Source organism: Bacillus sp. OV166 (assembly GCF_900177675.1).
In the GTDB taxonomy this organism is placed as follows: domain Bacteria; phylum Bacillota; class Bacilli; order Bacillales; family Cytobacillaceae; genus Neobacillus.
Genome location: NZ_FXWM01000001.1, coordinates 706674 through 732357, shown reverse-complemented (window position 1 = coordinate 732357; position 25684 = coordinate 706674). Strand labels below are relative to the sequence as shown.

The 25684-nt window shown below is 38.8% G+C and carries 24 protein-coding genes and 1 pseudogene; 3 read left to right on the top strand and 22 right to left on the bottom strand.

The features are described 5' to 3' along the window. Positions 1–96: 96 nt before the first annotated feature. The 8 genes and pseudogenes from CCK98_RS03485 to CCK98_RS03450 all read right to left on the bottom strand — a co-directional run. Positions 97–819, bottom strand: a pseudogene (locus CCK98_RS03485) (ABC transporter ATP-binding protein); the annotation flags it as partial. 224 nt (positions 820–1043) lie between these two features. After that, positions 1044–1976, bottom strand: coding sequence for a glycine betaine ABC transporter substrate-binding protein (locus tag CCK98_RS03480; RefSeq protein WP_142292118.1), 933 nt, complete (start codon positions 1974–1976; stop codon positions 1044–1046). Between the two features lie 14 nt (positions 1977–1990). After that, positions 1991–3370 (bottom strand): sigma-54 dependent transcriptional regulator, encoded by a 1380-nt coding sequence (locus CCK98_RS03475; protein ID WP_088085295.1) that lies wholly within the window; start codon positions 3368–3370, stop codon positions 1991–1993. Between the two features lie 12 nt (positions 3371–3382). Beyond that, entirely contained in the window at positions 3383–5554 is a 2172-nt protein-coding gene (locus tag CCK98_RS03470) for a PAS domain-containing sensor histidine kinase (protein WP_088085294.1), read from the bottom strand. Between the two features lie 212 nt (positions 5555–5766). After that, complete coding sequence (locus CCK98_RS03465) at positions 5767–7077, bottom strand: nitrate/nitrite transporter (protein WP_088085293.1); 1311 nt, start codon at positions 7075–7077, stop codon at positions 5767–5769. 15 nt (positions 7078–7092) lie between these two features. Beyond that, positions 7093–8523 (bottom strand): FGGY-family carbohydrate kinase, encoded by a 1431-nt coding sequence (locus CCK98_RS03460; protein WP_088085292.1) that lies wholly within the window; start codon positions 8521–8523, stop codon positions 7093–7095. A gap of 14 nt (positions 8524–8537) precedes the next feature. Then, a complete protein-coding gene (locus tag CCK98_RS03455) occupies positions 8538–10049 on the bottom strand; it encodes an FAD-binding oxidoreductase (protein WP_256942244.1) in 1512 nt (503 codons plus the stop codon). A gap of 36 nt (positions 10050–10085) precedes the next feature. Next, positions 10086–10880 carry an SDR family oxidoreductase gene (locus CCK98_RS03450; RefSeq protein ID WP_088085291.1) on the bottom strand — a complete coding sequence of 265 codons (795 nt, stop codon included), beginning with the start codon at positions 10878–10880 and terminating at the stop codon, positions 10086–10088. 115 nt (positions 10881–10995) lie between these two features. On the opposite strand from CCK98_RS03450, the gene CCK98_RS03445 reads away from it, so the two are divergent. Then, positions 10996–11790: a MurR/RpiR family transcriptional regulator gene (locus tag CCK98_RS03445; protein ID WP_142292117.1), complete on the top strand. Its 795-nt coding sequence runs from the start codon at positions 10996–10998 to the stop codon at positions 11788–11790. Continuing rightward, positions 11783–12019, top strand: coding sequence for a hypothetical protein (locus CCK98_RS34650; protein WP_142292116.1), 237 nt, complete (start codon positions 11783–11785; stop codon positions 12017–12019). The genes CCK98_RS03445 and CCK98_RS34650 overlap by 8 nt, the downstream gene beginning before the upstream one ends. Positions 12020–12245: 226 nt before the next feature. On the opposite strand, the gene CCK98_RS03440 is transcribed toward CCK98_RS34650, so the two are convergent. Both CCK98_RS03440 and CCK98_RS03435 read right to left on the bottom strand, forming a co-directional pair. Then, a complete protein-coding gene (locus CCK98_RS03440) occupies positions 12246–12551 on the bottom strand; it encodes a helix-turn-helix transcriptional regulator (protein WP_088085289.1) in 306 nt (101 codons plus the stop codon). A gap of 33 nt (positions 12552–12584) precedes the next feature. Then, positions 12585–13346, bottom strand: coding sequence for an SDR family oxidoreductase (locus CCK98_RS03435; protein WP_088090282.1), 762 nt, complete (start codon positions 13344–13346; stop codon positions 12585–12587). A 270-nt stretch (positions 13347–13616) separates the two neighbouring features. Between CCK98_RS03435 and ilvA the strand changes: the two genes are divergently transcribed. Next, positions 13617–14789 (top strand): threonine ammonia-lyase, encoded by a 1173-nt coding sequence (gene ilvA, locus CCK98_RS03430; RefSeq protein ID WP_088090281.1) that lies wholly within the window; start codon positions 13617–13619, stop codon positions 14787–14789. A 57-nt stretch (positions 14790–14846) separates the two neighbouring features. On the opposite strand, the gene CCK98_RS03425 is transcribed toward ilvA, so the two are convergent. The 12 genes from CCK98_RS03425 to CCK98_RS03370 form a co-directional block, all read right to left on the bottom strand. Further along, positions 14847–15665 carry a sugar nucleotide-binding protein gene (locus CCK98_RS03425; protein ID WP_088085288.1) on the bottom strand — a complete coding sequence of 273 codons (819 nt, stop codon included), beginning with the start codon at positions 15663–15665 and terminating at the stop codon, positions 14847–14849. 106 nt (positions 15666–15771) lie between these two features. After that, a complete protein-coding gene (locus tag CCK98_RS03420) occupies positions 15772–16110 on the bottom strand; it encodes a zinc ribbon domain-containing protein YjdM (protein ID WP_088085287.1) in 339 nt (112 codons plus the stop codon). 153 nt (positions 16111–16263) lie between these two features. Then, entirely contained in the window at positions 16264–16812 is a 549-nt protein-coding gene (gene hxlB / locus CCK98_RS03415) for a 6-phospho-3-hexuloisomerase (protein WP_088085286.1), read from the bottom strand. 3 nt (positions 16813–16815) lie between these two features. After that, complete coding sequence (hxlA, locus tag CCK98_RS03410; protein ID WP_088085285.1) at positions 16816–17448, bottom strand: 3-hexulose-6-phosphate synthase; 633 nt, start codon at positions 17446–17448, stop codon at positions 16816–16818. A 141-nt stretch (positions 17449–17589) separates the two neighbouring features. Then, on the bottom strand, positions 17590–18567 hold the full coding sequence (locus tag CCK98_RS03405; RefSeq protein WP_088085284.1) for a LacI family DNA-binding transcriptional regulator: 978 nt from the start codon (positions 18565–18567) through the stop codon (positions 17590–17592). Positions 18568–18747: 180 nt separating this feature from the next. Beyond that, positions 18748–19380: a bifunctional 4-hydroxy-2-oxoglutarate aldolase/2-dehydro-3-deoxy-phosphogluconate aldolase gene (locus CCK98_RS03400; RefSeq protein ID WP_088085283.1), complete on the bottom strand. Its 633-nt coding sequence runs from the start codon at positions 19378–19380 to the stop codon at positions 18748–18750. Positions 19381–19457: 77 nt separating this feature from the next. Continuing rightward, positions 19458–20741 (bottom strand): MFS transporter, encoded by a 1284-nt coding sequence (locus CCK98_RS03395; RefSeq protein ID WP_088085282.1) that lies wholly within the window; start codon positions 20739–20741, stop codon positions 19458–19460. Position 20742: 1 nt separating this feature from the next. Further along, positions 20743–21702: a sugar kinase gene (locus CCK98_RS03390; RefSeq protein WP_088085281.1), complete on the bottom strand. Its 960-nt coding sequence runs from the start codon at positions 21700–21702 to the stop codon at positions 20743–20745. Then, positions 21690–22457: a sugar phosphate isomerase/epimerase gene (locus CCK98_RS03385; RefSeq protein WP_088085280.1), complete on the bottom strand. Its 768-nt coding sequence runs from the start codon at positions 22455–22457 to the stop codon at positions 21690–21692. The genes CCK98_RS03390 and CCK98_RS03385 overlap by 13 nt, the downstream gene beginning before the upstream one ends. A gap of 321 nt (positions 22458–22778) precedes the next feature. Beyond that, positions 22779–23012, bottom strand: a complete 234-nt coding sequence (locus tag CCK98_RS03380; RefSeq protein ID WP_088085279.1) for a hypothetical protein — start codon at positions 23010–23012, stop codon at positions 22779–22781. Continuing rightward, the gene (locus CCK98_RS03375) at positions 23005–23868 is read right to left on the bottom strand and encodes a ParM/StbA family protein (RefSeq protein WP_088085278.1); all 864 of its coding nucleotides are present in this window, start codon (positions 23866–23868) and stop codon (positions 23005–23007) included. Before CCK98_RS03375 ends, CCK98_RS03380 begins: the two co-directional genes overlap by 8 nt. 699 nt (positions 23869–24567) lie before the next feature. Next, on the bottom strand, positions 24568–25533 hold the full coding sequence (locus CCK98_RS03370) for a quinone oxidoreductase (protein ID WP_088085277.1): 966 nt from the start codon (positions 25531–25533) through the stop codon (positions 24568–24570). Positions 25534–25684 lie beyond the last annotated feature (151 nt).

The following is a 25684-nucleotide window of genomic DNA, read 5'->3' as shown; positions in this document are numbered from 1 at the left end:
GAACAAACCCTGTCTCTTTGTTAAAAACAAATCGGCCGGCCAAGCTTTGCAAAACTAGCAGAATTACAATTTTGCAAAAAGTGACATTCCTGCATTTAATCGCTTTTCTCCAATAAACCCTTTAACAAAAGAATTGGCTGGCTTTTCAATGATTGCTGTTGGAGTATCGTATTGAATAATTCTTCCTTCGTTCATGATGACAATTCGATCAGAAATCTTTAACGCCTCATCAATATCATGAGTTACAAAAACGATTGTTTTATTGATCTCCTTCTGCAACCGAACTAGTTCTTCTTGTAGTTGTTCACGAGAAATTGGATCCAATGCACTGAATGGTTCATCCATTAAAATAATAGGAGGCTCTGCAGCCAATGCCCTTATTACCCCTACACGTTGTTGCTGTCCACCACTTAATTCGAATGGGTACCGATTCCGAAAAATCTTAGGTTCCAATCCAACCATGCGCAGCAATTCGTCAATCCTATTGGAGTATTCCTCTAACTTCTGTCCCTTTAATTTTGGAACTAATCCGATATTTTTTCCAATGGTCATGTGTGGCAACAAACCAACTTGTTGAATGACATAGCCAATATTTCGCCGTAGTTCGACCGGGTCTGTTTTAGAAATATCCTGACCATCAATCAATATCTTTCCAGAATTAGGATCAATAAGGCGATTAATCATCCGCAACGTAGTTGTTTTCCCACATCCACTTGGTCCAATAAGAGCTACTAACTCTCCTTTTTGAACCTCAAAGTTAAGATTGTATAGCGTTTGTACATCCCCATACACCTTGTTTACATTTTCAAAACGGATCATATCTATACCCCCTCTTTTGATGATTTGTTTTACTAAGTAATATTGCAAGAACCATGCCAACCGTAATAGCGGGATAAAAAGGTTGAATATTAGCAGTTTTGCTAATCTTTTCAGGGCGAAACTGTACAAAAATTCTCTAATTTGGTAGAGAATTTTTGTACAGTTTCTTAAAAAGCCTCAAAAAAAAGAACATCTAAAAGATGCTCTTTCTTTTCAATTCCTTCTTATTTACTCTTAATCAATCCAGTGTCAATCAAAAATTCCTGTGCTACAACAGAAACATCTTTATGTTCCATTTCGACTTGATCTATCATTTCCATAATATTCTTCTCATTTATCTTTTCAACTAGGCGATTGAGCAGCTTTGATATTTTCGGATAACGTTCTAATGTTTCTTCATCTACCACCGGCGTAGGATTATATGGGGGAAAAACATGCTTATCATCCTCCAATATAGTTAAATTGTATTCTTTTATATAGCTATCCGATGCGACCCCTACGGCAGCATCTACTCTGGAGTCCTTTACCGCTTGGGGCAGGAGCATAGACTCGACGGAAATAATATTTTTTTTATTAATTGCAAAATGATAGATTTGTTGTACATGTTCCAAACCATCTTTTCGAACCAAAAATTCCTCATTAGTGGCCAATTTAATATCGTGTTTGTTAGCATATTGGACGAAATCACTAATCGTCTTTATTCTGTTTTGCTTTGCCAGTTCACTTTTTATAAGAATTGCCCACGTACTATTTAGGTCTAGACTTTTAAGCCATTTCACACCCTTTTTTTCATCCTCTTTAGAAGCACTTTGAAGAGCTAATTTTGAATCATATATCGGTGGCTGATGATGATAAAACACCCTTGCCGTATTAGGGTACTCCCAATATTGATCGATGATTCCTTCTTCGAGGGCAGCACGAATGTTTAAGCTTCCTCTAAAGCTAATCTCATTGACAGAAAATCCATTTTCACTTAATAGTAAAGATGTCATTTTCATAAGCAGCCGCTGCTCGGTTGGAGATTTAGAACCAATGGTTATTTCTGGCTTGGCTGAGGATTCCGGTGAACTACGTGTTATTTCTTTCTCCTCCTTTTCACATGAAGCCAGAATAAAAATGAACTGGAAAAGGACCAGGAATATAACCGTTCTGCTCATAGAGATACCTGCCCTCACTTCTCTGTCCCCATTTGTATTTTCTTGATTTTATAAACAAGTGTATGCCTAGCGATTCCAAGCATATCCGCAGCCTTAGAACGGTTTCCTTTCGTTGCTTCCAACGCTTTCTTAATTAATTGCTCTTCCACATTTTCTAAAGCTTTTTTTAAATTGACCTCTGACAGGCTAAACAGGGGGTCATCTTTTTGATCTAGGTTTTCACTGAAATAAAATAACTCTCGGTTTAAGTCCGATTCTTCAATTTTTCCATTCATTTTCAATATATGTAACCGTTCTATGACATTCAACATCTCACGGATGTTCCCAGGCCATTCATAAGAGGAAAGTAATTGGATCATATCTTCGGAAATACTTACATCTTTAGTATATTTCGAATTTAACGATTCAATAGATTGTTTAATGATAATCGGAATATCTTCCTTTCGTTCTCGTAAAGGGGGGATTTCAACCTCGACTAAGTTTAATCGATAATATAGATCTTTGCGAAACTTCCCTTCATTAACTAACTGTTTGATATCCTTATTGGTGGCTGAAATAATCCGTACATCAACTTTACGGTAAGTATTACTCCCCAGTCTCATAAAGCTTTTCTCCTCAATAACATGGAGAAGCTTAGCTTGCATCGATAAAGAGATTTCTCCAATTTCATCTAGAAATATCGTACCCTTATCTGCCGATTCAAATTTACCCACTCTTGTTTCGGTTGCACCTGTAAATGCTCCTTTTTTATAGCCAAATAATTCACTTTCTAACAGATTCTCAGGTATTGCAGCACAATTGATGGATACAAACGGCTTCTCACTTCTTTTGCCTCTCTTATGAATCCACTTCGCCATTGCTGTTTTTCCCACACCACTCTCACCAAGAAGCAGTATACTTGCATCAGTGTCTACTACTTTTTCAAGGAAATCGAAGATAGATTTCATTTTCTTATTTTCATAAATCAGTTCTTCCTGTGAACAGTTTTGTCTAGCTTGATATTTTAACAACTGATTTTCTTGTTTTACTCGCTTGTTTTCGCAAATCTTTGCGACAATCTCCTTTAAAATAGCCAATTCAACTGGTTTATTCAGATAGTCTGCAGCCCCTAATTTCATAGAGTTTACAGCGCTCTCCACATTCCCGTAAGCAGTCAACATAATAACCGATATGTTTGAAGACTCTTCTTTTACCTTCTTTAACACATCTAGTCCAGTCATATCTGATAACATATAATCCAGAATCATAACATCGATCGGCTCCCTCTTAAGCAAATCGATGGCATCTTGTCCTGTATGGGCTTGATGAGTGATAAAGCCTTCACTTTTAAGCCACAAGCTTATATTCCTACATAATTTCACTTCATCATCTACAACTAATACAGAATAGCTCATAATTAGTTCCCCCTATATTCCTATTTTTGTAGTGATTGGAAACTTGCATTGAATAGATGTTCCTGCATGAATCGTGCTTTGGATCTCCATCTCCCCGTTATGTTCATTAACGATATCCTTGGCTATTGTTAATCCAAGCCCAGAGCCATTTGGCTTGGTCGAAAAAAATGGATTAAATAGCCAGTCAAGATCCTGTCTAGAGATTCCCTGACCGCTATCTTTTATTTCCACTACCAGCCATTCCTGGCCCCCTGAGTTTTTTTCATAAATATGTATTTGCAATATTCCCCCTGCAGGCATCGCTTCAATACTATTTAAAATTAAATTAAGGAACACTTGCATTAGTTTTTCGGGCTTAACTTTGATTTTTCTACTATTAACTTGGTATTCTTTTAAAACCTCTACTTTTGCTTCATTTAATTTAATTCGAAGAAGATGAAGAACTTTATCAACTAATTTGTTCATTTCTGTCCATTTTTCTTCTTCATTTTTCATTCGTGTAAAGGATAAAAATTCACTTACAATTCCACTCATGCGTTTTACTTCATCATATATATCGTTAGACAACATATCTACCAGTTCATGGTTAGCAGGTTCTTGTAACACCTTTTTTAACAATTCAGCAGAACTTGACAGGATTGCAAGCGGATTTTTCAATTCATGAGCAATACCTGTTGTAACTTGTCCGATTGAGGCAAGTTTTTCACTCTGTCTAATCTGCTCCTCGAACAACTTTAGTTGTGAGATATCTTGGAGAACAGAAATATAACCAATACTTTCTTTTTTTTCATTATAAAATTTAGAAGTAACCACCTTAACAATCCTTTTTCGACAATCGGCATCAATAATGTAGGTTTCCATTTCTTCAATGGGATTGTCTATATGTAAACGATTTAATGATAGAAAATCAGCTTGCCCGTATTTAAGCGGTAATGAAGACATATGTTTTCCCTTAAGTTCTTCACGAGATATCCCTGTTAATCTTTCAAAATTGATATTAGGATGGGTAATGATGCCGTCATTATCTAGTGTGAGTATGGCATATGGAATACCTTCAATGACATCATATAAATACCTTTCCTTTTCCTCGAGTATCTTCTTTTTCTCAATGTTGCTAATCCCTAAATCAATCATCTTTTTCATCAATATTCCCAATTCATCCTGAGAGTCAACTTTTACCCACTTCAATTCTTCAATTGACTGTTTTTCATAGAAGTGACTAGCTAATTGTGTTAATCGGACAATCGGAGTAAGAAGTTTTTTCGTACCTAAAACGATTAAAAATATAGATAGGGCAAGAATTCCGATAAAACTTATCGTTAAAGCAATAGAAAGTTTGGAAATGGGCAGGAATGCGATCTTTTCTGGAACCCCTAACACTAATCCCCATTGATCCCAAAGTGCTTTATAAGAGAGGATGCTTGTTTCTCCCGAGATTTCCTCTTTTATATATCCTGAAAGACCCTTGGATAATCTTAATGCAGCAGGATGAACTGAAAAATTCTTGCCTATATCTCGTACATTTGCTGAGGAGATAACATATCCATTTTTGTCTAGAATAAAGCTAAATCCACTTCGTGTGGTACTTATGCCCTTGATAATAGACGAAAGATATTCTCTACTTATTTCTGCCACCAATACGCCTTTTAACCCCTTTTCCCCATCAATAACTGGAACGGAGACGGTTACAACTTTCTTTCCTTGAAAATTTGTAGCCATATTGGAAACCACATAGTTATTGCTAACACGTGCCTGATTAAATTCGGGATAAAAATAATATTGCGATTTAAGATTTGGCGAAAAGGGAGCTTCAAAAAGGACCTGGTGGCTTTTGTCGATAAAATAAATCGATTGTACAATAGCGCTTCTAGAAATGATTCGTTCTGCACGATTGTACATTTTGGAGTTGCTTATTTCGGATTCTTCATCATTTCCCGCAATTAACTGCAGCTGTAAGACGACATCCGATAATTCAGAATTAATACGTTCAGCCAACGCATTGGTACTTAGCATATTCTTTTTCAAAATATCTTCTTCAATGAGCTTATTTGCGTAACCAACAATGATTTGAAAAATGATGAGGATAGGGATAATAAGAATAATAGAAAACCAGATAAGATATTTTTTGGTGATACTTTTAGAAATAGAATGTCGTATTCCACGGATAAAAAGTAAAAACTTCATCTGACCTCCAACTTTTTGAATAGCATGATTACAATATCTCCTCCTATTATACTAATATTCAAATTATTTTAATTAAAAAAATATTCACCTTTTTTATTTAAAAACACTAATCAAACGTTTGATTAGATCAAGTTGCTCCCCTCTAATAAAAAAGAGTGACTCAAAAATCGTTTGATGTCACGATCTTTGAGCACCCTTATCACAATAATCTATTATGCGTTTTTTGCAATGAATTCTTCTGCTTTAATGGATTTTCTAGCTTCCTTATTCACTGACATTCTAAAGATTAACGTCATGAAGATTGCGAGGATAGCCGCGCAGGCACAAAATATGAAGTACCCATTATAACCACCGTTCGGTCCGAATGTTTTAAACAACTCAATATTGACGAGAGGCATTAAAATATCTGGTAAATAGCCAATAAAGGATACCACTCCGATTGCCAGACCGAGTATCTTTTCATCGATCTTACAATCTCCGAGAAGCGACCAGTAAAGACCCCTAACGGTATAAATCATTAAGCCAATCAGTACGACTTGGATTTTAAAGTACATGTGAGGCATCGTAATCGGTAAGGTTGATATCGCAATTAAAAAAGTGGCAGCTAACCCTAAGGCGATCATTAGGATCCTGCTCTTTCCAAACTTATCCCCTAAAAATCCGCCTAACAGCCCGCCAATCGGCCGCATCCAAAGCATTAATACCGTTACTTTACCTACAGTTGCCGCATCAATTTTAATGTTTGTTTGTAAAAAGCCGCCTTGATAATATACGGCCCAGGTTACAATATAGGACATAAAGATGATGCCGCCTAACAGCCAAATAAACTTATTACTAAAGATTTGTTTGAAAGCTTGCGCATTTAATTTTTTACTGGTTCCTGCCGCTTTAGCAGAAGATTCTTCTTTAATAGAAGCTTTGTCTTCTTTAACAAAAAGTAAAATAAGTACGGACACCAATATAAGCGAACCGGAGTACATGTAAACAACAAATTGTAAGGCTTCTTTCTTATGAGCCAATGCTGTACTGTCTCCCAATACGTTTGTAAAAATAAATAATGCGATACTTGCTAAGATTGCCTCTACTAACCCACGGCCGCCATCTAAAGCACCGAAAAATCGTCCTTCTTCTTCCTTTTTAGCAATTAACTTTACAAGCTTTAAATGAGCTGCCCAAAAGGTGAAGACAGAGAAAAAGCCCCAAATCCCAAATATCACCAAAACCATTGAATAGCTAGGAACTTGAGCAAACCATAGTCCGGTCAGTCCACAAACCAAGAGTGAAATGAATAAAAGTTTTTTTGCGGAAAATCGATCAGCAAGCCAGCCACTTGGAGAATATCCTATGAGATAGGCCACACCCAAAACGGAAAATATGCCATTTAACTGTTTAAGAGTTATTCCGTAAACTTCCAAAATCGTTTCTTGATAATTTGTTTTTAAATAGATAAGTGGAAATATCGATCCTGCTGCTAAAATAATGAGGAAAAATTGAAAATACCTTTTATAATTTTTCTCTGCCACAAAATCACTCTTTTCTTAACTAAAAATAGGATAAGATAGTTTTAATATTTCATCAGTGTGAACTCTCACATTTTTAACAACAGTATCGTTAATGGTAATGTAGAGTACGTGATTTTTTTGGTTCGGTATAAACGTTTGTTGCGTTTTAACCATTTTACTTGCAGCCTCATAAAAATCTTTGTAAATCGATAGATGTTGGCAGACACATATAGCAGCTCCTAAACACGCACTACTGCTGCCTGCACGTCTGTGAACTGGCAATCCAAAAAGATCGGCAATCATTTGCATTATCACATCGCTCTTGGAGCCCCCGCCTATTACGACTAATTCTTTTAACTTTACATCAATTTCCGCTAACATATCATCGATATTGTTCTTAATATTAAAAGCAATCGCTTCCAAAATTGAGCGGTAAATATGGAATTTTGTATGGCGCTGATCAAAACCGATCATGATCCCTTTTCGATACGGTAGAGATGCTGTCGATAACCAGTCAAGGATGGTTATCAGGCCGTCACTGCCGACTGGAACATCCTGCGCTTTCCTATTCAAGTATTCCTCTTCCGATACCCCCAGCTTTGCAGCCTCTGTGACAAGTTCTTCACCGATCAGTTTTTTAAACCAGCTTACTGTCCACATACCACGTCGTATTCCATTTGATTCATACACATATTTAAAGGGAATACATGCAAGCGTTGGAAAGAAATTAACAGCATTTTCCTTATATTCATTTCTTAACAGCATGGACGAAATGAATGTTCCAAGAGAAATCATGATGGTCCCTTCATCCTTCATTCCGGAGCCCAACGCCTCTACAGCTTTATCATTGGCTGTTGCAACTACTGGTATATCTTGCTTCAAACCAAACTCATCAGCAAGTTCCGGTCTCAGTGTCCCCAGCTTTTCGCCCGGTTTGACAAGATCAAAGACCATCTCTCTTTTCAGTCCATGAGCTTTAAATACTTCCACGTCCTTGGACCAATCTAACGTTTCGCGGTCCAATGGCCAGTGAACTTCATAATTGGAGGCAGTGTCCTTGAATTCCCCTGTCAACCGAAATCCTAGATAACCGGAAGTAGTCGTTATATATTTTACTTGATCATCAGAATGGACATATGGTTTGTCCAGTCTGGAATCCATCCAGCTTATCACGGGATAAGCTAGATGGCCATCTTCCTTTAATAAAACACGACAACATCTAATGGTGCAAAGTCCAATTCCAGCAATGTCTTTAGGATTGCCCGAAAAATTGGCTAGACAATTTTTAATGGCTCCATACACACTGGCCCATAAATCATCATCGGGATGGATGACAACCCCTGGCTCAGGTGATAACGTTTCTTTTAATTGAAAGGATCCGAAAGCCACTTCATTTCCTTCAACATCATAAATGGCTACTTTTGTACTCTGCGAGCCATTATCAATCCCCATTACATACCTGCTCATATGATCACCTTATATTACCCTTTAATATATTTTAGGCCTTCTTCTTGAGGGAAGATTGTACCAAAATTCATGATCCCATTAGGGTCAAAAGCTTCTTTTAATTTTTCGAGCATATAGTAAGCAGAGCCATGCTCTTCCTCTGTCCACTCGGTACGATATTTTCCAATACCATGGTGATGACACATAGAACCGCCAAGCTTCAATGTTTCTTCAATAATAATAGAATGGATTGGGTGATGATAAATTCTCATTTCATCTTCTGGTGCACAATTAATAGTATAGTTATATACAAAGTACATATTTGTTCCATTTAGATAGCTATGAGATGAGTGTCCGCCAAGCATCGTGATATCTTCGATTCTGTCGAACTCTTCTTTAACCCTTTTGATTACATTGTGATAAATCTTTGTAATGTTTTCCCAGTCAGCTGATACTTCTGTTGTAAAACCATCATGCTTAGAGTGGTCAACCATTGTTTGGAATTCACGATCAAGATGTCCTTGCGTCCAATTCAGGTTATTAAACCAATTTTCGATTAGTTGGTCTTCTACTTTTTCAACAATTCCTTCTTGGAATTTAGCAACCGCTTCTTCAATCGCTTCATTCGTCGCTTTAACAATGCCTGCAGGTCCTTCTGCCATAAAAATCAACACACATTTGTCTTTATAGAAATGAGAGAAATGCTGTCTTGCATCTTCTTCCGAATAGACACGGGCTACGGATGGTCTAAAGCCGTTCGTAATCACTTCTCTTAAAACCTTAATACCTGTATCAACATCTTTTAGTAAATAACCATGGAAAACATTGTTTTCAGGATAGTATTTAAAAATTTTAATCGTCACTTCGGTGATGTAACATAGTGTTCCTTCATTACCGATGACAATGTGTCTGATATCCGGTCCACCGGCTCTTCTCGGAACATTTTTTATTCTAGAGATATGTCCGTTCGGAAATACACATTCTAATCCAACAACCATGTCTTCAATCGCACCGTATAAAGTGGAGAATTGTCCAATACTTCTTGTTGCCAATAATCCACCATACTGTGCAACCGGTTTTGACTGTGGAGAGTGGCCTGTAGTGTAGCCGATTTTACGCAGCTCATCTTCTAGTGTTTGCAGTTTAACGCCTGCTTGGACTGTAGCTTGCATATTATATGGATCGATTTTAATAATTTGATTCATTCTTGACCCATCGATAACCATAGCAATTTCCTTCCAGTTTTCAAGACCGCCTTCAGTAGCTGTTTTTCCACTTCTAGGAATCACATTGATCTTGTGTTTGTTACAGAACTGCAGAAGTGACTGGACTTCTTCCGTAGAGTGCGGGTATACAATCGCCATTGGCATTGGAACGTCAAGGACCTTTTTCGCCTTAGCATATTTTTTATAACGATCTGCTGATGCATCATATAGTGCTTCAAGCTCGGTATTGATTTGTTCTACTGAAATAATTGTCTGTAATTCTTTTAATAACTGTTCTTTCACCATCGTAGTTTCTTCTTTTAATAATTGTTCATTCGTCATCGCAGCATTTCTCCTTTTATCGGTTTCTATATTCCGTTATCGTACTAAGTATCCACCGTCAACATTTACGAGAGTTCCATTTACATAATTTGAAGCGTTTGAAGCTAAAAAGACAACAGTACCCATTAAATCTGTGATATTGCCCCATCTATTGGCAGGAATATGATCTAAAATTCGTTGATTCGCTGCAGGATTCGCTCTTGTCTCTGCTGTAACCGCAGTAGCAAAATAGCCAGGTGCAATACCGTTAACTTGAATATTGAATTGGGCTAATTCATCACAATATGCTTTTGTAAAACCTGCTAAGCCGTGTTTTGTTGCCGCATATGCGGGTGACCATTGACCTCCAAGGTATGAAAACAAGGAACAAGTATTAATGATTTTCCCGCTTTTTTGTGGAATCATATACTTCGCCACTTCATGTGATAATTCAAAAGCAGCCGTTAAATTGATTGAGACCATTTTATCCCATTGAAGTCGAGTAAACTTCGTCACATCAGGTTCATTGATGCAAATACCCGCGTTATTCATGAGGATATCTATTTTTCCAAATGTATCGATACATTCTTCTGCAATTTTTTGGCAAGCGCCTTCTTGCGTAACGTCTGTAACCATTAGATGGTAGCGAACACCTTCTGCTTCAATCATGTTTTTCGTTTCGCCATTGTCATCAGCGATGCTGACTGCAAAAATGTCCGCCCCTGCTTTTGCAAGTGCTAAGGCAAACCCTTGCCCTAATCCTGAATTTCCTCCAGTGATAATGGCTACTTTTCCTTTTAAGCTAAAAAAATTCATTGAGAAATCTTTTATATCGTTTTTATGAGTAGTCATGTTAACCCTCCTCTTAAATGTTTTTTATTATTTACAACGTTAATTTACTATAAATATCTCCAAATGTAAACGGATTCTTAAGAAAATTTTCTATTTTTTTTAAAAAAAAATTATATTGTGGAAAATTTTCCACTATGGTATACTTTCATTAAGCACTAAAATGAGAAGAGAGGGAAAGACCATAAATATTAATTTAAATAAATTAAATGAGCTGGAGCTTTCGGTTCATAATAAACTTTCTGAAATTATTAAAGAAAAGGATCATTTAAAAATATTAGAGGCCGCTGAGTATTGTAATGTGTCTTCTTCAAAAGTATCCAAACTTGTAAGAAAACTTGGGTTTGAAAGTTTTAAACAATATAAACAATTTTTTGGCGGTCAGCCAATCATTCAGGAAGACAAAAAAACTTCAAGTGAGCTTGAACGATTAAAACACTTTATAGATAATTTTGACCCTACATTAGTGGATGAGTTTTTAACTCTTTATAAGAAGTACAACAGAATTGTGCTATTTGGATTGGGTCCATCCTTTATTTGTGTAGAATACTTTGCTTATAAGCTTGCTCTTGTTTCTGGAAAACATATTTTAGTGAGCCAGGGAGAAGATCATGCGAAGCATTTAGTGGATGAGGACACGCTTTTAATTGTTTTTTCCGTAACCGGCAAATTCGCCTCTTTTGAAAACCTTTTCAACGGAGCAAAGTCTAAAGGGGCTGAAATATTGTTGATTTTGGAGGAATATGACAATTCTCAAACTTTACAAGTAGATAATATATTTTACTTAACCAAATCTGCTCAAAATGGAAAATTGTTACCTTATGAAAAAACTCGAACTGTATTCTTTATTTTTATTGAAGAAATTATTGTAAAATTAATGGCAGAACGAGATGCATTAAAAAAGGATGAATAAAAGAACAGACCGTCTGGCAATGAGACGGTCTGTTTTCTTATTTTATATAGTTAATAGACTGTCAGACGTATCTGCTAGTTCCTTTTGTTCTTGTGATGAAAACTCAACCACTGTTCTGCCAACGTTGATGCAATTGCAGTCATGGAAGCTGTCGAATGCTTTATTAATGTCATTTAGCTGGATACGATCAAGGACGAGTCAGGCTTCGATGAAAAGTGCAAATCTGTAAGTTTATGGTAAAAGTAGTACATACACAACTCTAAGATGATCATTTTCGCTCGTGGAATCCGGTCTTTGAAACTGCACATGTGCTGAGTGTGGAATCAAATTCTCTAATTGCAATCACCAAAAATTTCAACCCAAAAACCTCATTTACTTATGGCACGGTTCACCCTATCATAGAAAGAAAATTTTAGTAGGGACTCCAACATGGATAAAATAAAGAAAAGAATGAGCTAAAGAATACACTCACTCTCAACGATATTTATCAGCTGCTTCAATTGTTTTACACTTTGATTTAAAGAAAGTGAATAATAGCGCTGTGTACCTTTTTGTTCAATTTCCACAAGATGATTGTCGCGCATAATTTTTAAATGATGGGAAATTGCCGGGCGCGACAGGTTAGACTGTTCGGCAATTTCATTAACACTTAACCGCTCATGCTCTGCCAGCAAAAGGATAATATCCTGCCTTGCTGGATCACTAAGTGCGGTAAATAACGGTATACATGCTCTAAATACATCAATAGCTTGCTGTGCCATAAAAAGATTATCTCCTTTTTCAAAACCTAGTAATTACTTATCCCCTGCGACATACTTGGCTATTTTAGCTGCAATGTTTCTTGGCATAAATTTAGCTCCAAGTGCACCTGCCTTATTTAATCCTCCCGTAATAATTACACGTTTCCCCCTCATCAATGCTTCATAACCGCTTTTTGCTACTAGATCTGAAGCCATTGCCTTGCTGAACATTTTCGTGCCCTCGACACTTGCAACAGAACCAAAATTAGTTTTCGTTGCACCTGGACAAAGAGTTGTTACAGTAATGGAGCTGCCGGATAGCTCTTCAACAAGTGCTTCTGAAAACGAGAGGACAAAAGCCTTCGTTGCATAATACACAGCCATTAGTGGACCAGGTTGGAATGCCGCAGTACTAGCAACATTTAAAATTTTGCCGCTGTTCCTTTGTTTCATTTTTTGTAAACAGTAATAAGTTAATTCAGTCAGTGCGGATATGTTTAATTGAATCATATTTAATTCTTTTTGGATATCCAGTTCATCAAACTTACCCATTAGTCCGAAACCGGCATTATTAACCAGCACATCTATGGTTATTCCTAGATTTTCAAGTTTTTCAAATACCTCTTTAGGAGCACCAAGGACACTCAAATCCTTAGGGATGACAGTAACTTCTATATTCGTAAAAGTTCGCTTGATTTCCTCCAGTTTTTTTCCGTTCCTAGCAACTAGGACAAGATTGTAACCATCATTTGCGAACAGTTTTACAAACTCATATCCTAAACCGCTTGTTGCCCCTGTAATCAATGCCGTCTTCATCACTTATGTTCCTCCAATATTTTTTTCTATTTAAGTGTTTTCTAATTTTTATGTTTAAATAATTAAACGTTTAAATGTTTAAATGCTTAAACATATAATAATTAAAAATGCAACCAATGTCAACAGATGTAACAGAATGAACCGTAGTCGTTAAGCACTTTGTGAAATTGGACATAGTTTACTTTTCCCGGTACATCCTAAGTAAAAGACCATGTGTATGTAGGAGGAGTAACTTTGAACATCGATGATATCATCATTGCACGGGATAAAATGAAGGAAATTGTCCATATGACACCCCTTGATTATTCCAAAACTTTTAGTCATCTCGCTCACAATGAAGTTTATTTAAAGCTTGAAAATCTTCAAAAAACAGGCTCCTTTAAAGTAAGGGGCTCTTACAATAGGCTCAATTCGCTCTCAAAGGAAGAACTGACAAAGGGAGTAATCGCTGCCTCTGCTGGAAACCATGCTCAAGGAGTAGCGTATTCGAGTCAAATGCTAGGTGTACCATGCAAAATTGTGATGCCTAAAGGCGCTCCACTTAGTAAAATCCTAGCCACAAAACAATATGGGGCTGAAGTAATTTTAGAGGGGGCCACATTCGATGATGCTCTCTCCTATGCATTAAAACTGAAAGAGGAACTCGATGCGACCTTTATTCATGCTTTTGACGATGAGGCTATCATGACAGGACAAGGTACGGTCGGATTAGAAATCCTCGACCAGCTTCCAGATGTTGAGGCGGTTATTTGCCCAATTGGCGGTGGCGGACTCATTGCTGGTGTTGCTATGGCAGTAAAGGAAAAAAATCCTCATATTTCTGTTTACGGCGTTCAAGCCCTTGCCTGCCCAAGTATGAAGCAGTCCTTGTTTGAAAATAAACCTGTAATGGTTGACTCCACACCTACAATGGCTGATGGAATTGCCGTTAAAAAACCAGGGTTGAGGCCCTTTGAAATCGTTCAAAAATACGTGGATGATGTTTTTTGCGTCGATGAAATGGAAATTGCCAGGACCATGCTAATGGTTTTGGAGAGGAATAAGCTTTTAGTTGAGGGGTCGGGCGCCGTCTCACTTGCTTCCTTACTATATGAAAAATTGAATATTAAGGAGAAAAAAGTGGTTGCTGTGTTAAGCGGCGGAAACGTCGATATGAATTTTATTTCAAGAATAATTGAACGGGGCTTGGTTGAGTCTGGAAGATATGCCAATTTTACGATTACCTTAAAAGACAAACCTGGTGAACTGCAACGAGTATTGAGTTCGATAACCGAATTAGACGCCAACGTTCAATCCGTTAATCTCCACCGGATTGGCAAAGATATTTATCCCGGCTATGCCCAAATTGAAATTTCAGTCGAAACAAAAAATCACGATCATATTGACCAGCTGCATAAAGCTCTTAACGAGAAAAACTATCAAGTGGAAATGGGGAATTTCTAAAGTCATCTAGCAAGTAAGGAAACAGAGCTTGGAATAACCCAAGCTCTTTAACATTTTTTATAAAACCAAGTAATCAATAATACCCTTGTTCGTACCTTGCAAAGAAACTGGGAGATCCTCGCGATTTGAAGTTAATTGAAAATAATAAGTGACGTCTTTTTCCTGATATGATTGATAGCGTAATATGCTCTGATCACCTTCAAGTTTACTAATGACCTGTTCAAAAAATTGTCCCTGCGCCATGCTATCCTTCGTACCTAAGTGAATGATCCCTTTTAGATTATGTTCAATAATGGATCGTAGTTGTTTTGCTAACTGAACATCCAAAAGATTGTTACATACCAAATTGCTATAGACATCTATCACTTTATTATTTTTTATGCTTTCTCTAATTAAATTCAATCTTGGGGAATTCTTCCCCCAAATCGCTGGGATTCGGATCATCATCACCCGATCATCCAAAACTTCTTTTAGCATATTTTCACATGCAATTTTGAATTTCCCATAATCTGATTCAGCAATAGGCAGATCTGTTTCTGTGTGAGGTCTTGAAAAGTCCCCATCAAATACATTTGTCGTAGAAAAGTAATAGACCCGGCTGCTAGTATGTTGTAATTCCAGGGCCAATTCTTTATGAAACTTCAACTGCGGATCAAAATCTCCTCTTAGGCAAGAAATCACAATGTCTGGCTTAATTGATCTTATAATTTCCTTCAACTTATCGATTTGCTGAACTTCCAATTGGAACTGCTTCTCATTAGGAAGACTGGTTAACGAAGAAGAATATGTCCCGTAAAGGTCAAATCGATCTTTAAATTCATCGAGTAAAGCTCTTCCTACAAGTCCGCTTGCACCAAGAATAAGTACCTTTTCCATCACTATTTCCCCTTTGGATTGGTTTTCATCTCTAAACGAAATCAGTAGCTACTTTTCTCTATGAAAACAGCTAGGCTTTATACCTAGCTGTTTTCATTATTAGCCACTATAACTTCTTAACAAATTCAGATTTTAAACTCATCGCGCCAAAACCATCAATTTTACAATCAATATTATGATCTCCATCAACTAAACGGATATTTTTTACCTTTGTACCTGCTTTCAAGACTGATGAACTTCCTTTTACTTTCAGGTCCTTGATGACTGTGATAGAGTCCCCATCGGTTAAAACATTTCCATTTGAATCTTTAACAATATTTTGGTCTTCATTCTCTGTATCTGATTCTACATTCCATTCATGAGCACATTCTGGGCAAACAAAAAGACTTCCATCCTCGTACGTGTATCCGGAATTACATTTAGGGCAATTTGGCAAATTAGACATATGTTTGTTTCCTCCATTCATCCCTGTTATTCTAATACATACGTGGGTTTCTAGTCTAGGCGGTTATAATTGGTTTTAAAACACTTTCAAAAAAAGAGTGCCTGACACCAATTCGGGGATGACCGAATTGGTGTCAGGCACCATCCATTTTTCCTATTCTAAATTGCTATGTCGGCCGAAAGCTAGGGTGTGATCCACTTCGTTTAGCTTGCTGAAAAGCAGGCATAAGGTATCAAATAGTATATGAGCGCATTGATCGAATAAAGATCCAAGCGGTTGGATCGTTTTTAACTCATTCTCGCGCCGATATTTTGTCGCTGCGGGTACATGAAGAATCTGCGTTGCCGCCATAGCTAATGGAGACTCTGGGTTTGTGGTTACCGCTATTACCGAACAGCCAAGTGAATGCGTTTTTTCAGCCGTCCAAACCACATTTTTCGTTGCACCTGAACCTGAAATCGCCACTAAAAGGTCACCTTCAGCAATGGACGGAGTGATCGTTTCTCCTACAACAAAGACCGTTGCTCCCAAATGCATTAAACGCATCGCAAATGATTTTGCCATTAACCCGGACCGGCCTTCCCCAATGACAAAAATCCGCTTTGCTTTTTGCAATTGAATCGCTAACTCTTGAAGCTGCTCCTCTTCCACTTGGCTAAGGACCGTTTCCACCTCTTTTAATATAGTAGGAATGACTAACATGTTTTATTTCCCCTCCGTTTGTAAAATAAGTTGTTTAAACTGTGCTGCTGCCGCCGACGGATTATCCGCTTTCGTAATCGCTGAGCCAATAATCACAACCGATGGGTTTAAAGACCGTACGAGGTCTTCCATCGAATCTAGGGTAATCCCACCAGCTGCCGCTACCTGAAATTCTGAAAAATCACTTTGCTTTGTGCCATGATTTTGACTGCCTAATTCTTCTTGTTGGTCCTTACTCACGTGCTCGCAAAATATGGCGTCCTTGTATTTCCGTAATTCTCTTTTTTGTTGATCAGACGTATTTAACAGATCAATCATGACCTTTTTTTGATAACGATGGGCTACTTCCAGACAGGTATCAATTGTTACAAGGGGAGAGACTCCCATGACGGTAGCAACATCTGCCCCAGCATCAAAACACAGTTCAAATTCATAACGGGCATTATCAATCGTTTTTATATCAGCTACTATTTGTTTATTTGGAAATGCTTGTTTCATCTCTTTTATGCTAGCCACACCGAATTCTTTGATTAGAGAAGTACCAACCTCAATCCAATCAATGGAATCCTCTACTTTCTTTGTTAACTCGATGGCTTCAGCTATTTCCATCCGATCCAAAGCAAGTTGTATTTTCATAATCAAACTCCTTTACATGGGGTTTAGATAAATCGGTTTACTAAATCGGTTTATGAATTAATTATACTTCATTTGTAAGCGTTTTTCAATGAACAAAGTGTGCCCGAACCAGTTTTGGTGTCAGGCACTAATGAATCGTTTCTACACCAACTTGCTTGGAAAAACAAACACTCCCGGAGAAGTGTTTTCTTTATTAATCTGTTCAAATAACAGCTCTGCAGCCTTGTGTCCCATTTCTGATGCCGGCTGACTAATGAAGGAAATGGGGTCCTCTAGTAAATGAGCAAATGGAATATTATCAAATACTATCAACTCAAGCTCTTTCCCTAGCTTAATTCCCTTTTCCTTAATAAATTCTGCAACCGCGAGAAAAACACGATCATTTGCTGCAAAGATTGCTGTTGGTTTAACCTCTAATGAAAAAAGCTTTTCTAATTTGCTTTTCATCTCCGTAATACTAGCTTCTATAATGAAATCTGGATTAACCTTTATACCGGCATCCGTTAATGCCCTTTTATAGCCCTCCAGTCTATCTATTCGGGGACTAACTGTAAGTGGCTGTACCGCAAAGGCAATATTTTGATGGCCCCTCTCAATGAAACTTTGCACGGCCATGGAAGTGGAATGAGTATTATCCGTAATTACTGAAAACACATCAAGATTCTCGACTCTTCTATCTACAAACACAACAGGATAGCCTTGACGCACCATGGTTTTATATAAATCATTATTTTGTCCAGTAGGAAAAATGATCAGACCATCGACCTGCTTTGCTCTCAACATTTCAATATATTTCTTCTCTTTTTCGGGATCATCATCCGCGTTACAGACGATGGCATGCAAATCATGTTGATGACAAAAATCCTCAATGGCACGGCTGATTTCAGTTGAAAAAAAATGCGTAATATTGGCAACAATGATTCCAACCATAGAGGTCCGCTTTTGCTTTAGACTTCTTGCGATAAAATTGGGTTGGTAGCCAAGTTCTTCAATCGCTGCTTCAATTTTAAGCTTGGTTTTTTCCCCCATATATTCAAACCGTTTATTTAAGTATTGAGAAACGGTACTTTTTGACACGCCTGCCGCTTTTGCTACATCGGCCATTGTTACTTTTTCCATGCCTATCTTCCTCTTTCCTCTTGGTTCACTGACTTCATTTTAGCGGCAAATCTACTAATTATCCAGTAATGATCGATTCAAAGTCGCCCACATGTAAACGAAAGGAGGATGACCCCCTAAATGACAAAGCACTTGTTTATAACCAAGTACTCGCCACTTATGGTCATCCTCCCATTCTGCTTACCGCGCTGACTGGACTTCTTCCATTAACTTCCTTGCATTCTCGGTTATCAACCTTAGATACTCATCGGTTAATGCTTTTTTCGAATCAACCAACGAACTTCCGACACCCACAGCAACCGCTCCAGCACGGATATAATCCTTGGCATTTTCCATATCAATCCCGCCTGTCGGCATTAACGGAATATGCGGCAGCGGACCCGCTAGATTTTTAAAGTAACCAGGTCCTACACTTCCTGCAGGGAATACTTTAATTACATCGGCACCATACTCATAGGCAGTTAGAATTTCGGTTGCGGTAAATGCACCTGGGACACTAATGACCCCATACCGTTTCGTCATCTCGATCGTTTCCTTCCGTACAGTCGGTGAAAAAACAAACTTTGCTCCCGACAAAATGGCTGCACGGGCAGTCTCAGCGTCCAAAACCGTTCCGGCCCCTACAAAAATCTCATCACCAAACACATCGGCCGCTTTTTCAATAATCGCTAATGCTTTTGGGGTTTCCATCGTAATTTCAAGCGCTGTGACTCCGCCATCTTTAAGGGCATGAGCCATTGGAATGATGGTTTCCATATTAGCCCCCCGAATGACCGCAACAACCGCCCGTTTTTTAATTTCTTCTACTCCCATTTTAAAAACTCCTCTTCTCTCTATTTTATTTAAATTAGTAACAGCCTTGGAGAAATCCCAAAGCTGTTGACAGTTTTTTATGCACTTATTTTTGCATCAGCTGGTTTCTTACTTTCCTTTTTTGCCGCTTTTACCGCCCAAATGGTTAAAATAGCGGAAAGGAATAAAGATCCTGCCATGAAGATGTAAGAAGCACCGAATCCACCAGTCGAATCATTCAAATACCCTACGATATAAGAGCCAACAAACGATCCTAATGCACCCATGCTGTTAATAAGGGCCATTGCGCCGCCAGCCACGTTACGAGGGAGGATTTCAGGAATGATCGCAAAGAATGGACCATATGGAGCATACATCGCACCACCGGCAATGACTAATAAGACAAATGAAATCCAGAAATGGTCCGTTCCAATGGCATAAGAGGCATAAAATGCGATTGCACCAATTAATAGGAATGGCCAAACAAAGGCGTTTCTGTTCAATGTTTTATCAGAGAAATAAGAAGCTACTAACATAAGAATAATGGCTAAAATATAAGGTACAGATGACAACCAGCCTGTTTTTACAATATCCATATTTGGCGCGGCTTTAATAATAGAAGGAAGCCACATTACAAACCCATACACACCAATGCTCCAAAGGAAATATTGAGCGCTTAACAAAATAACTGGTTTCGATTTAAAAGCTTCGCCGTAATTTTTTACTGGCTTGATCCCTTCTTGTTCTTTTGCTAATTGTTGTTCAAAATCATTCTTTTCCTGTTCAGTTAACCATTTTGCATCTCTTGGTTTGTCATTTACAACTTTCCACCAAATAAATGCCCAAATAACGGCAGGAAGACCTTCGGCAATAAACATCCATCTCCAGCCCACAGAGTTAACTAAATAACCAGAAACAATTGACATCCATAACACGGTTGCAGGGTTTCCTAAGATTAAGAACGTATTCGCACGAGAACGCTCTGCTTTCGTAAACCAGTTACTTAAGAGTACAAGCATAGACGGCATTACCGCACTTTCCACTACCCCGAGTGCAAAGCGTATCACAAATAATAATTTAATATTGGTGATCATCCCTGTGAAAGAAGCTAATAACCCCCAAGCAATCAATGACCAGAAAATAAGGACTTTTGCACTCTTTTTCTCGGCAAAAGCAGCACCAGGCACTTGGAAAAAGAAATAACCTAAGAAGAATAGCGAACCAAGTAAGGAAGAAGTACCCGCTGTAATGTGAAGGTCCTCAGCTAATCCTGAGGCTGCACCGAACCCATAGTTAGCACGGTCAAGGTAGGCAAGACTGTAAGTGATAAAAGCAATTGGAATCAGACGTAACCATCGTTGTTTGGCAATCGTTTGTTTCATGTTATTTCACTCCCTGTAAGTTTTTTTCTATATATTTTGCTAACTCTTCTTTGGTTGGATAGCCATCGTTATCACCGGGTGATTGAACTGCTAACGAACCAATTGCATTTCCCCTTGAAACCGCATCAAGAACGTGGAGACCTTCGAGTAATCCACTGATTACCCCAACTGCAAAGCCATCGCCCGCACCAACGGTATCAACAACCTTTTCGACATGGAAACCGCGAACGGTTCCTTCTTCTGTTGCTGTTTTATAAAATGCTCCCTCTGCACCAAGCTTAATGACGACAAGCTCTACACCCTTTTCCAAGTAAAAGGAAGCGATTTCACGCGGCTCCTTGAAACCGGTTAAGATTTCACCCTCAGCGATTCCCGGTAACACGTAATCAGCTAGGAACGCCGCTTCATTAATTTCCTTCACCATTTCTTCTTGTGATTTCCAAAGAGTCGGCCTTAAATTCGGGTCAAAGGAAATCTTTTTCCCATTCTTTTTCATAAATGATAGAGCGTGTCTTGCAAAGGCTCTTGCACTTTCCGAGAGGGCTAAAGGTATCCCTGTCATATGCAAGTGCCTTGCCGCTTGAAAATACTCTTCATTAAAATCTTCGCTAGTTAGATGGCTCGCTGCCGAACCCTTGCGGAAATATTGGACCTCTGGGTCGCCTTCTACTACCATTGACTTCAATTGAAATCCAGTCGGATATTTTTTGTCGATCAACACATGGTCAATGTCAACGTTTTCATTTTTGAGCCTTTCGATAATAAATTTTCCAAAGGCATCATTTCCGACTTTACTTGCCCAACCCGAGCGAAGGCCCAGCCTGGCAAGCCCAATTGCCACATTGGTTTCTGCACCGGCAAGCTCCCGGGTAAATTGGTCAACTTCGTGTAAGGAACCCGGATGATTAGCCATAAACATTGCCATCGCTTCTCCAAATGTAATCACATCTAACTGTTGCATGATAAAGCCTCACTTTCTGTTATCATCTGAATAAACTCTTTTGTTTTCTCCTTTGGCTCGATAGGAAACTCAAGCGCCTTTGCGATTTCAGATGGCAAACTATTCATAACCTTCTCCCAGCTGTGACTCCCATCATTTTGAAGAGGCACCGTGATGAACTCGCCATGATCATCTTCTACTTGTTTCAAATGCAGATAATGGACATATGGTGAAAGCTTACTTAATGCTTCGTCCACATCCTGACCGGAATAATACCAGTTCCCTGCGTCAAATGTCATTTTTACTGGTGTGTCCTGCTCGGAGGCGCTTTCAAAAAAGGACGTTAATTGATTGATATTCCCGCCATGAAGCGTCTGGTCATTTTCAACTAGCAATTGAATTCCTTGGTGCTGGTTCAAAAAAGCATCGAGCTCCCTGATATTTGATTGACCTTTGTGAAAATGCCCTAGTGATACTTTTATCCATTTAGCTCCAAGTGCTATTCCCTCATGAAAGATCTCGTTTAATTTCTTTTCATTTAAACCGTGATCCTTTTTCCATAGCTCAATCGGAGCCGAGTACACGGTAAAAAGTTGATATTGTTCAATTTCTTTTCTCATACTATCCAGTGGAGGATCCTGCTCCGACAATAATTCACGGCGAATCTCAATTCCAAAAGCACCGGACTCGGCAATGAGTCTAATGAATGAAGTTTGCCCCTTCTTCAACACTTCAAATCTATCAAAAGCATTTATCGGGACAATTACATTTTGCATAACGAAGACTCCTTTTTAAAAAGTATTTCTGATAAACCGTTTTAGTAAATCGGTTTAGTAAATCGATTTATTCATATTATAAACCCAATGAAAGCGCTTTTGCAAGAAAAACTTTTTTCTTTAATTGATAATCCATTGTGGTGCCTGACACCATAAAAAATAGATAATCTACTCTGGTGCCTAACACCATAAAAAATAGGTAATCTACTCTGGTGCCTGACACCATAAAATGGATTCAAATTACTTTGAGGAAAATGTAGAAAAGGTAAAAGGTATGGAACCCATAAGTATAGAATCCAAAAAAAAGACCCCATATAGGAGTTAGAGACCGAAGCTTTTCAACTTCGACTTGTCGATAGATTTTTCTAGTTTCATTTCTACCTTTTCATATTCTTTACGAATGAATCCGACACCCTGTTCCATATCTCGTTGGATCAGGCGTTTGATATATGTCGCAAAGTGAATGTACTGGTTACAATGTTCTAGAAGCTCTCTTTCATAAGGGTCATCGAGGTTGAAAGGGACGGACTTGATCTTTCGATTCAGTTCATTCATCAACAAAGACCACTTTCCCCATAGAATAAAATCCGAAAGCATTGGCATATTGCGGACTGTATGCTTTGTGTCCGTTTGTCCGGTAGAGGACGGGTCTGATTAGCTTGATATTACTAAAATGCTCCTTAATATATGGCAGAAGATATTCAGCAATTCCTCCGCAAAGATAGGTCGGTTCGTATAAGTTCCACTTGCCCCGAAGTTCCGCCAGGATGGCTACTGCCATTTGTTTTTCTGTCATTTCCATGTCTGTTTCAGCACCGAAAGCAAGGGTCCCGCTTTTCCTGTCAATAAAGTAGCCATCTTCCACTCTTAAATAGTTGAAGGTACCACTTCCAGCGTCGATGATGTTCGCAATGTCCTCCGGCCTGTCTTCCATGCTGAAGTATGCCCCAGACCCTTCAGGAGCGACTTTTACTTCCTCGATGTTAAACGTCTTCCTAACATTGTTTACCGTGATCGTGTGTTCCCCTTTCAGCATGGTCTCCATACTTTCCCTGTCTTTATTCACCATTCCACGGATCGGCTGCCCAATCACTACACAGTTCCCTTCCGTTTTACCATACTGATGAACTGCCACCAGTACCCTGATCTTTGTTTCTTCGTGCGCCTTCGAAATATCTCTCGGCTCTCTTATTGCATGACATTCCCGCCATGCGATATTCCCCACAAACAGCTTCTCGTCCCCGTACTCGACGATGTAGTCGCCGGCTTCCATTTGGCTGCTATCTGCATTCACCAAATGAAGATGGCGGTAAGGTCCAATTGTTGACCTAAACTTAAACACATCGTCCCTTGTTCTTCCTTTCACCTCGTATGCGCCGGCATCAATCGCTAATATCCATTTGTGATTCATTTTTTCTACCCCTTTTAACAATATTTTGAAAGTGCACATATGTCATACAACTAATCTTTTTTCAAACTTAGTATATGAGTGAAGGCCCAAATGTGACACACACAAGTCATACAATACTGTTAATTGGAAAAAGAAAAAACAATAAAGCAGGATATCCCTCAATCATGAAAGGCTTAGATTCTTACAGCTTTGAAATACCGAAAAGGAATCTTAAAACTTAAAATTTTAACATAATCTTCCTATATAACGCGCAAAAAACAGTGTGATTCATCTGAGAAACACACTGCTTTTATAGTTGTTTTTATATTCGTCTTTTCCTATGTGGGTACCTCAAAAGATTACAGCTTACCCACAATTGTAGAGGCTCTCGTTTGAGGTGCTTCTGATTAAATTACATTAGAAATTGCAGGTAAAGGAAATCATTGTACTCCTTATGGTTACCGTTACCGTCCTTTTTCACGGTTGACGGGCATCATAGTGCTCCTATGGTTACCGTTCCAACCATTTTTCGCTGCTGGCGGGCATCATAGTGCTCCTATGGTTACAGTTACAGCCCTTTTTCATGATTGACGGGCATCATAGTGCTCCTATGGTTACCGTTACAGCCCTTTTTCATGATTGACGGGCATCATAGTGCTCCTTTTGGCGCCAGTTCCGATTGCGGAAGCCAGTTTGGTGCACAAGAACAACACCTTCTCTTTATGGAATTAATAAAATTTTCCCCATGCTCTTACGGCCTTCTAGATAGCGGTGTGCTTCTTGGCCATCCTGCAACGGGAAGACTGTTGGTTCTGAAACTACTAATTTTCCTGCCTCCACCCACCGAAACAGCTCATTTGAACGAGCTATTCGTTCTTCTCGGGACGTCAGCACATTCCATAGGTCCCCGCCTGCGAGGGTTTTTGATGTATCCATTAACATTCTCGGGTCAACCAATGCTGGGTCGCCCCCTGCCATTCCGTAAAATACGACCGTTCCACCGGTGCGAGTAACCTCAAAGCTATCCTGAAGAGTAGAACCTACTGATTCGTAGACCACATCTACGCCCTTGCCATTCGTCTCCTCGAGTACTTGTTCCTTCCAATTATCCTTATATAAAAAGACTTGGTCCGCACCCGCCTTTACTGCAGCAGCTCTTTTTTCAAAGGAAGAAGTTAAGCCAATTGCCGTGCCTCCAAGTAATTTTACAATTTGAACAAGAAGCTGCCCCACACCGCCTGCTGCAGCATGCACCAACACGGTATCATTCTTTTTCACCGCATAGCTATCCTTCGTTAAATAATGAGCCGTTAATCCTTGAAGCAATACGGATGCCGCATCTGCAAATGAAATGGTGTCAGGCACTGGTATAGCTTTTTCAACTGGAACGGCTACTTGCTCGGCGTTTGCATAAGGTACATCGGCAAATGCCATCCGGTCACCAATGCTGATACCATGGACATTGGATCCCGTCTTTGCTACGATTCCAGCCCCTTCATACCCTAAGATATAGGGTGGCTCTCCGGCTAGATGATAGTTTCCTTTTCTTCTATATATATCGGCAAAATTCAGACCAATTGCTTTCATGCTTAGCAGTATTTCGTCCGGACCAATCACAGGTTCCGCAATATCACCATATTCGAGGACTTCCGGGCCGCCAAATGTTTTAAACATAAGTGCTTTCAAATGAATTACCTCATTCTTATTTAAATTTTTATGACTCGCTTTTATTAAATAAGATAGTGAAGGGTAATGCAAATAATCGTTACCGTTATTTCTAATTTTCCGCGCTCAGGAGCACAATTACTCCCTAATTTTTACCGCTGACCCTATTTTT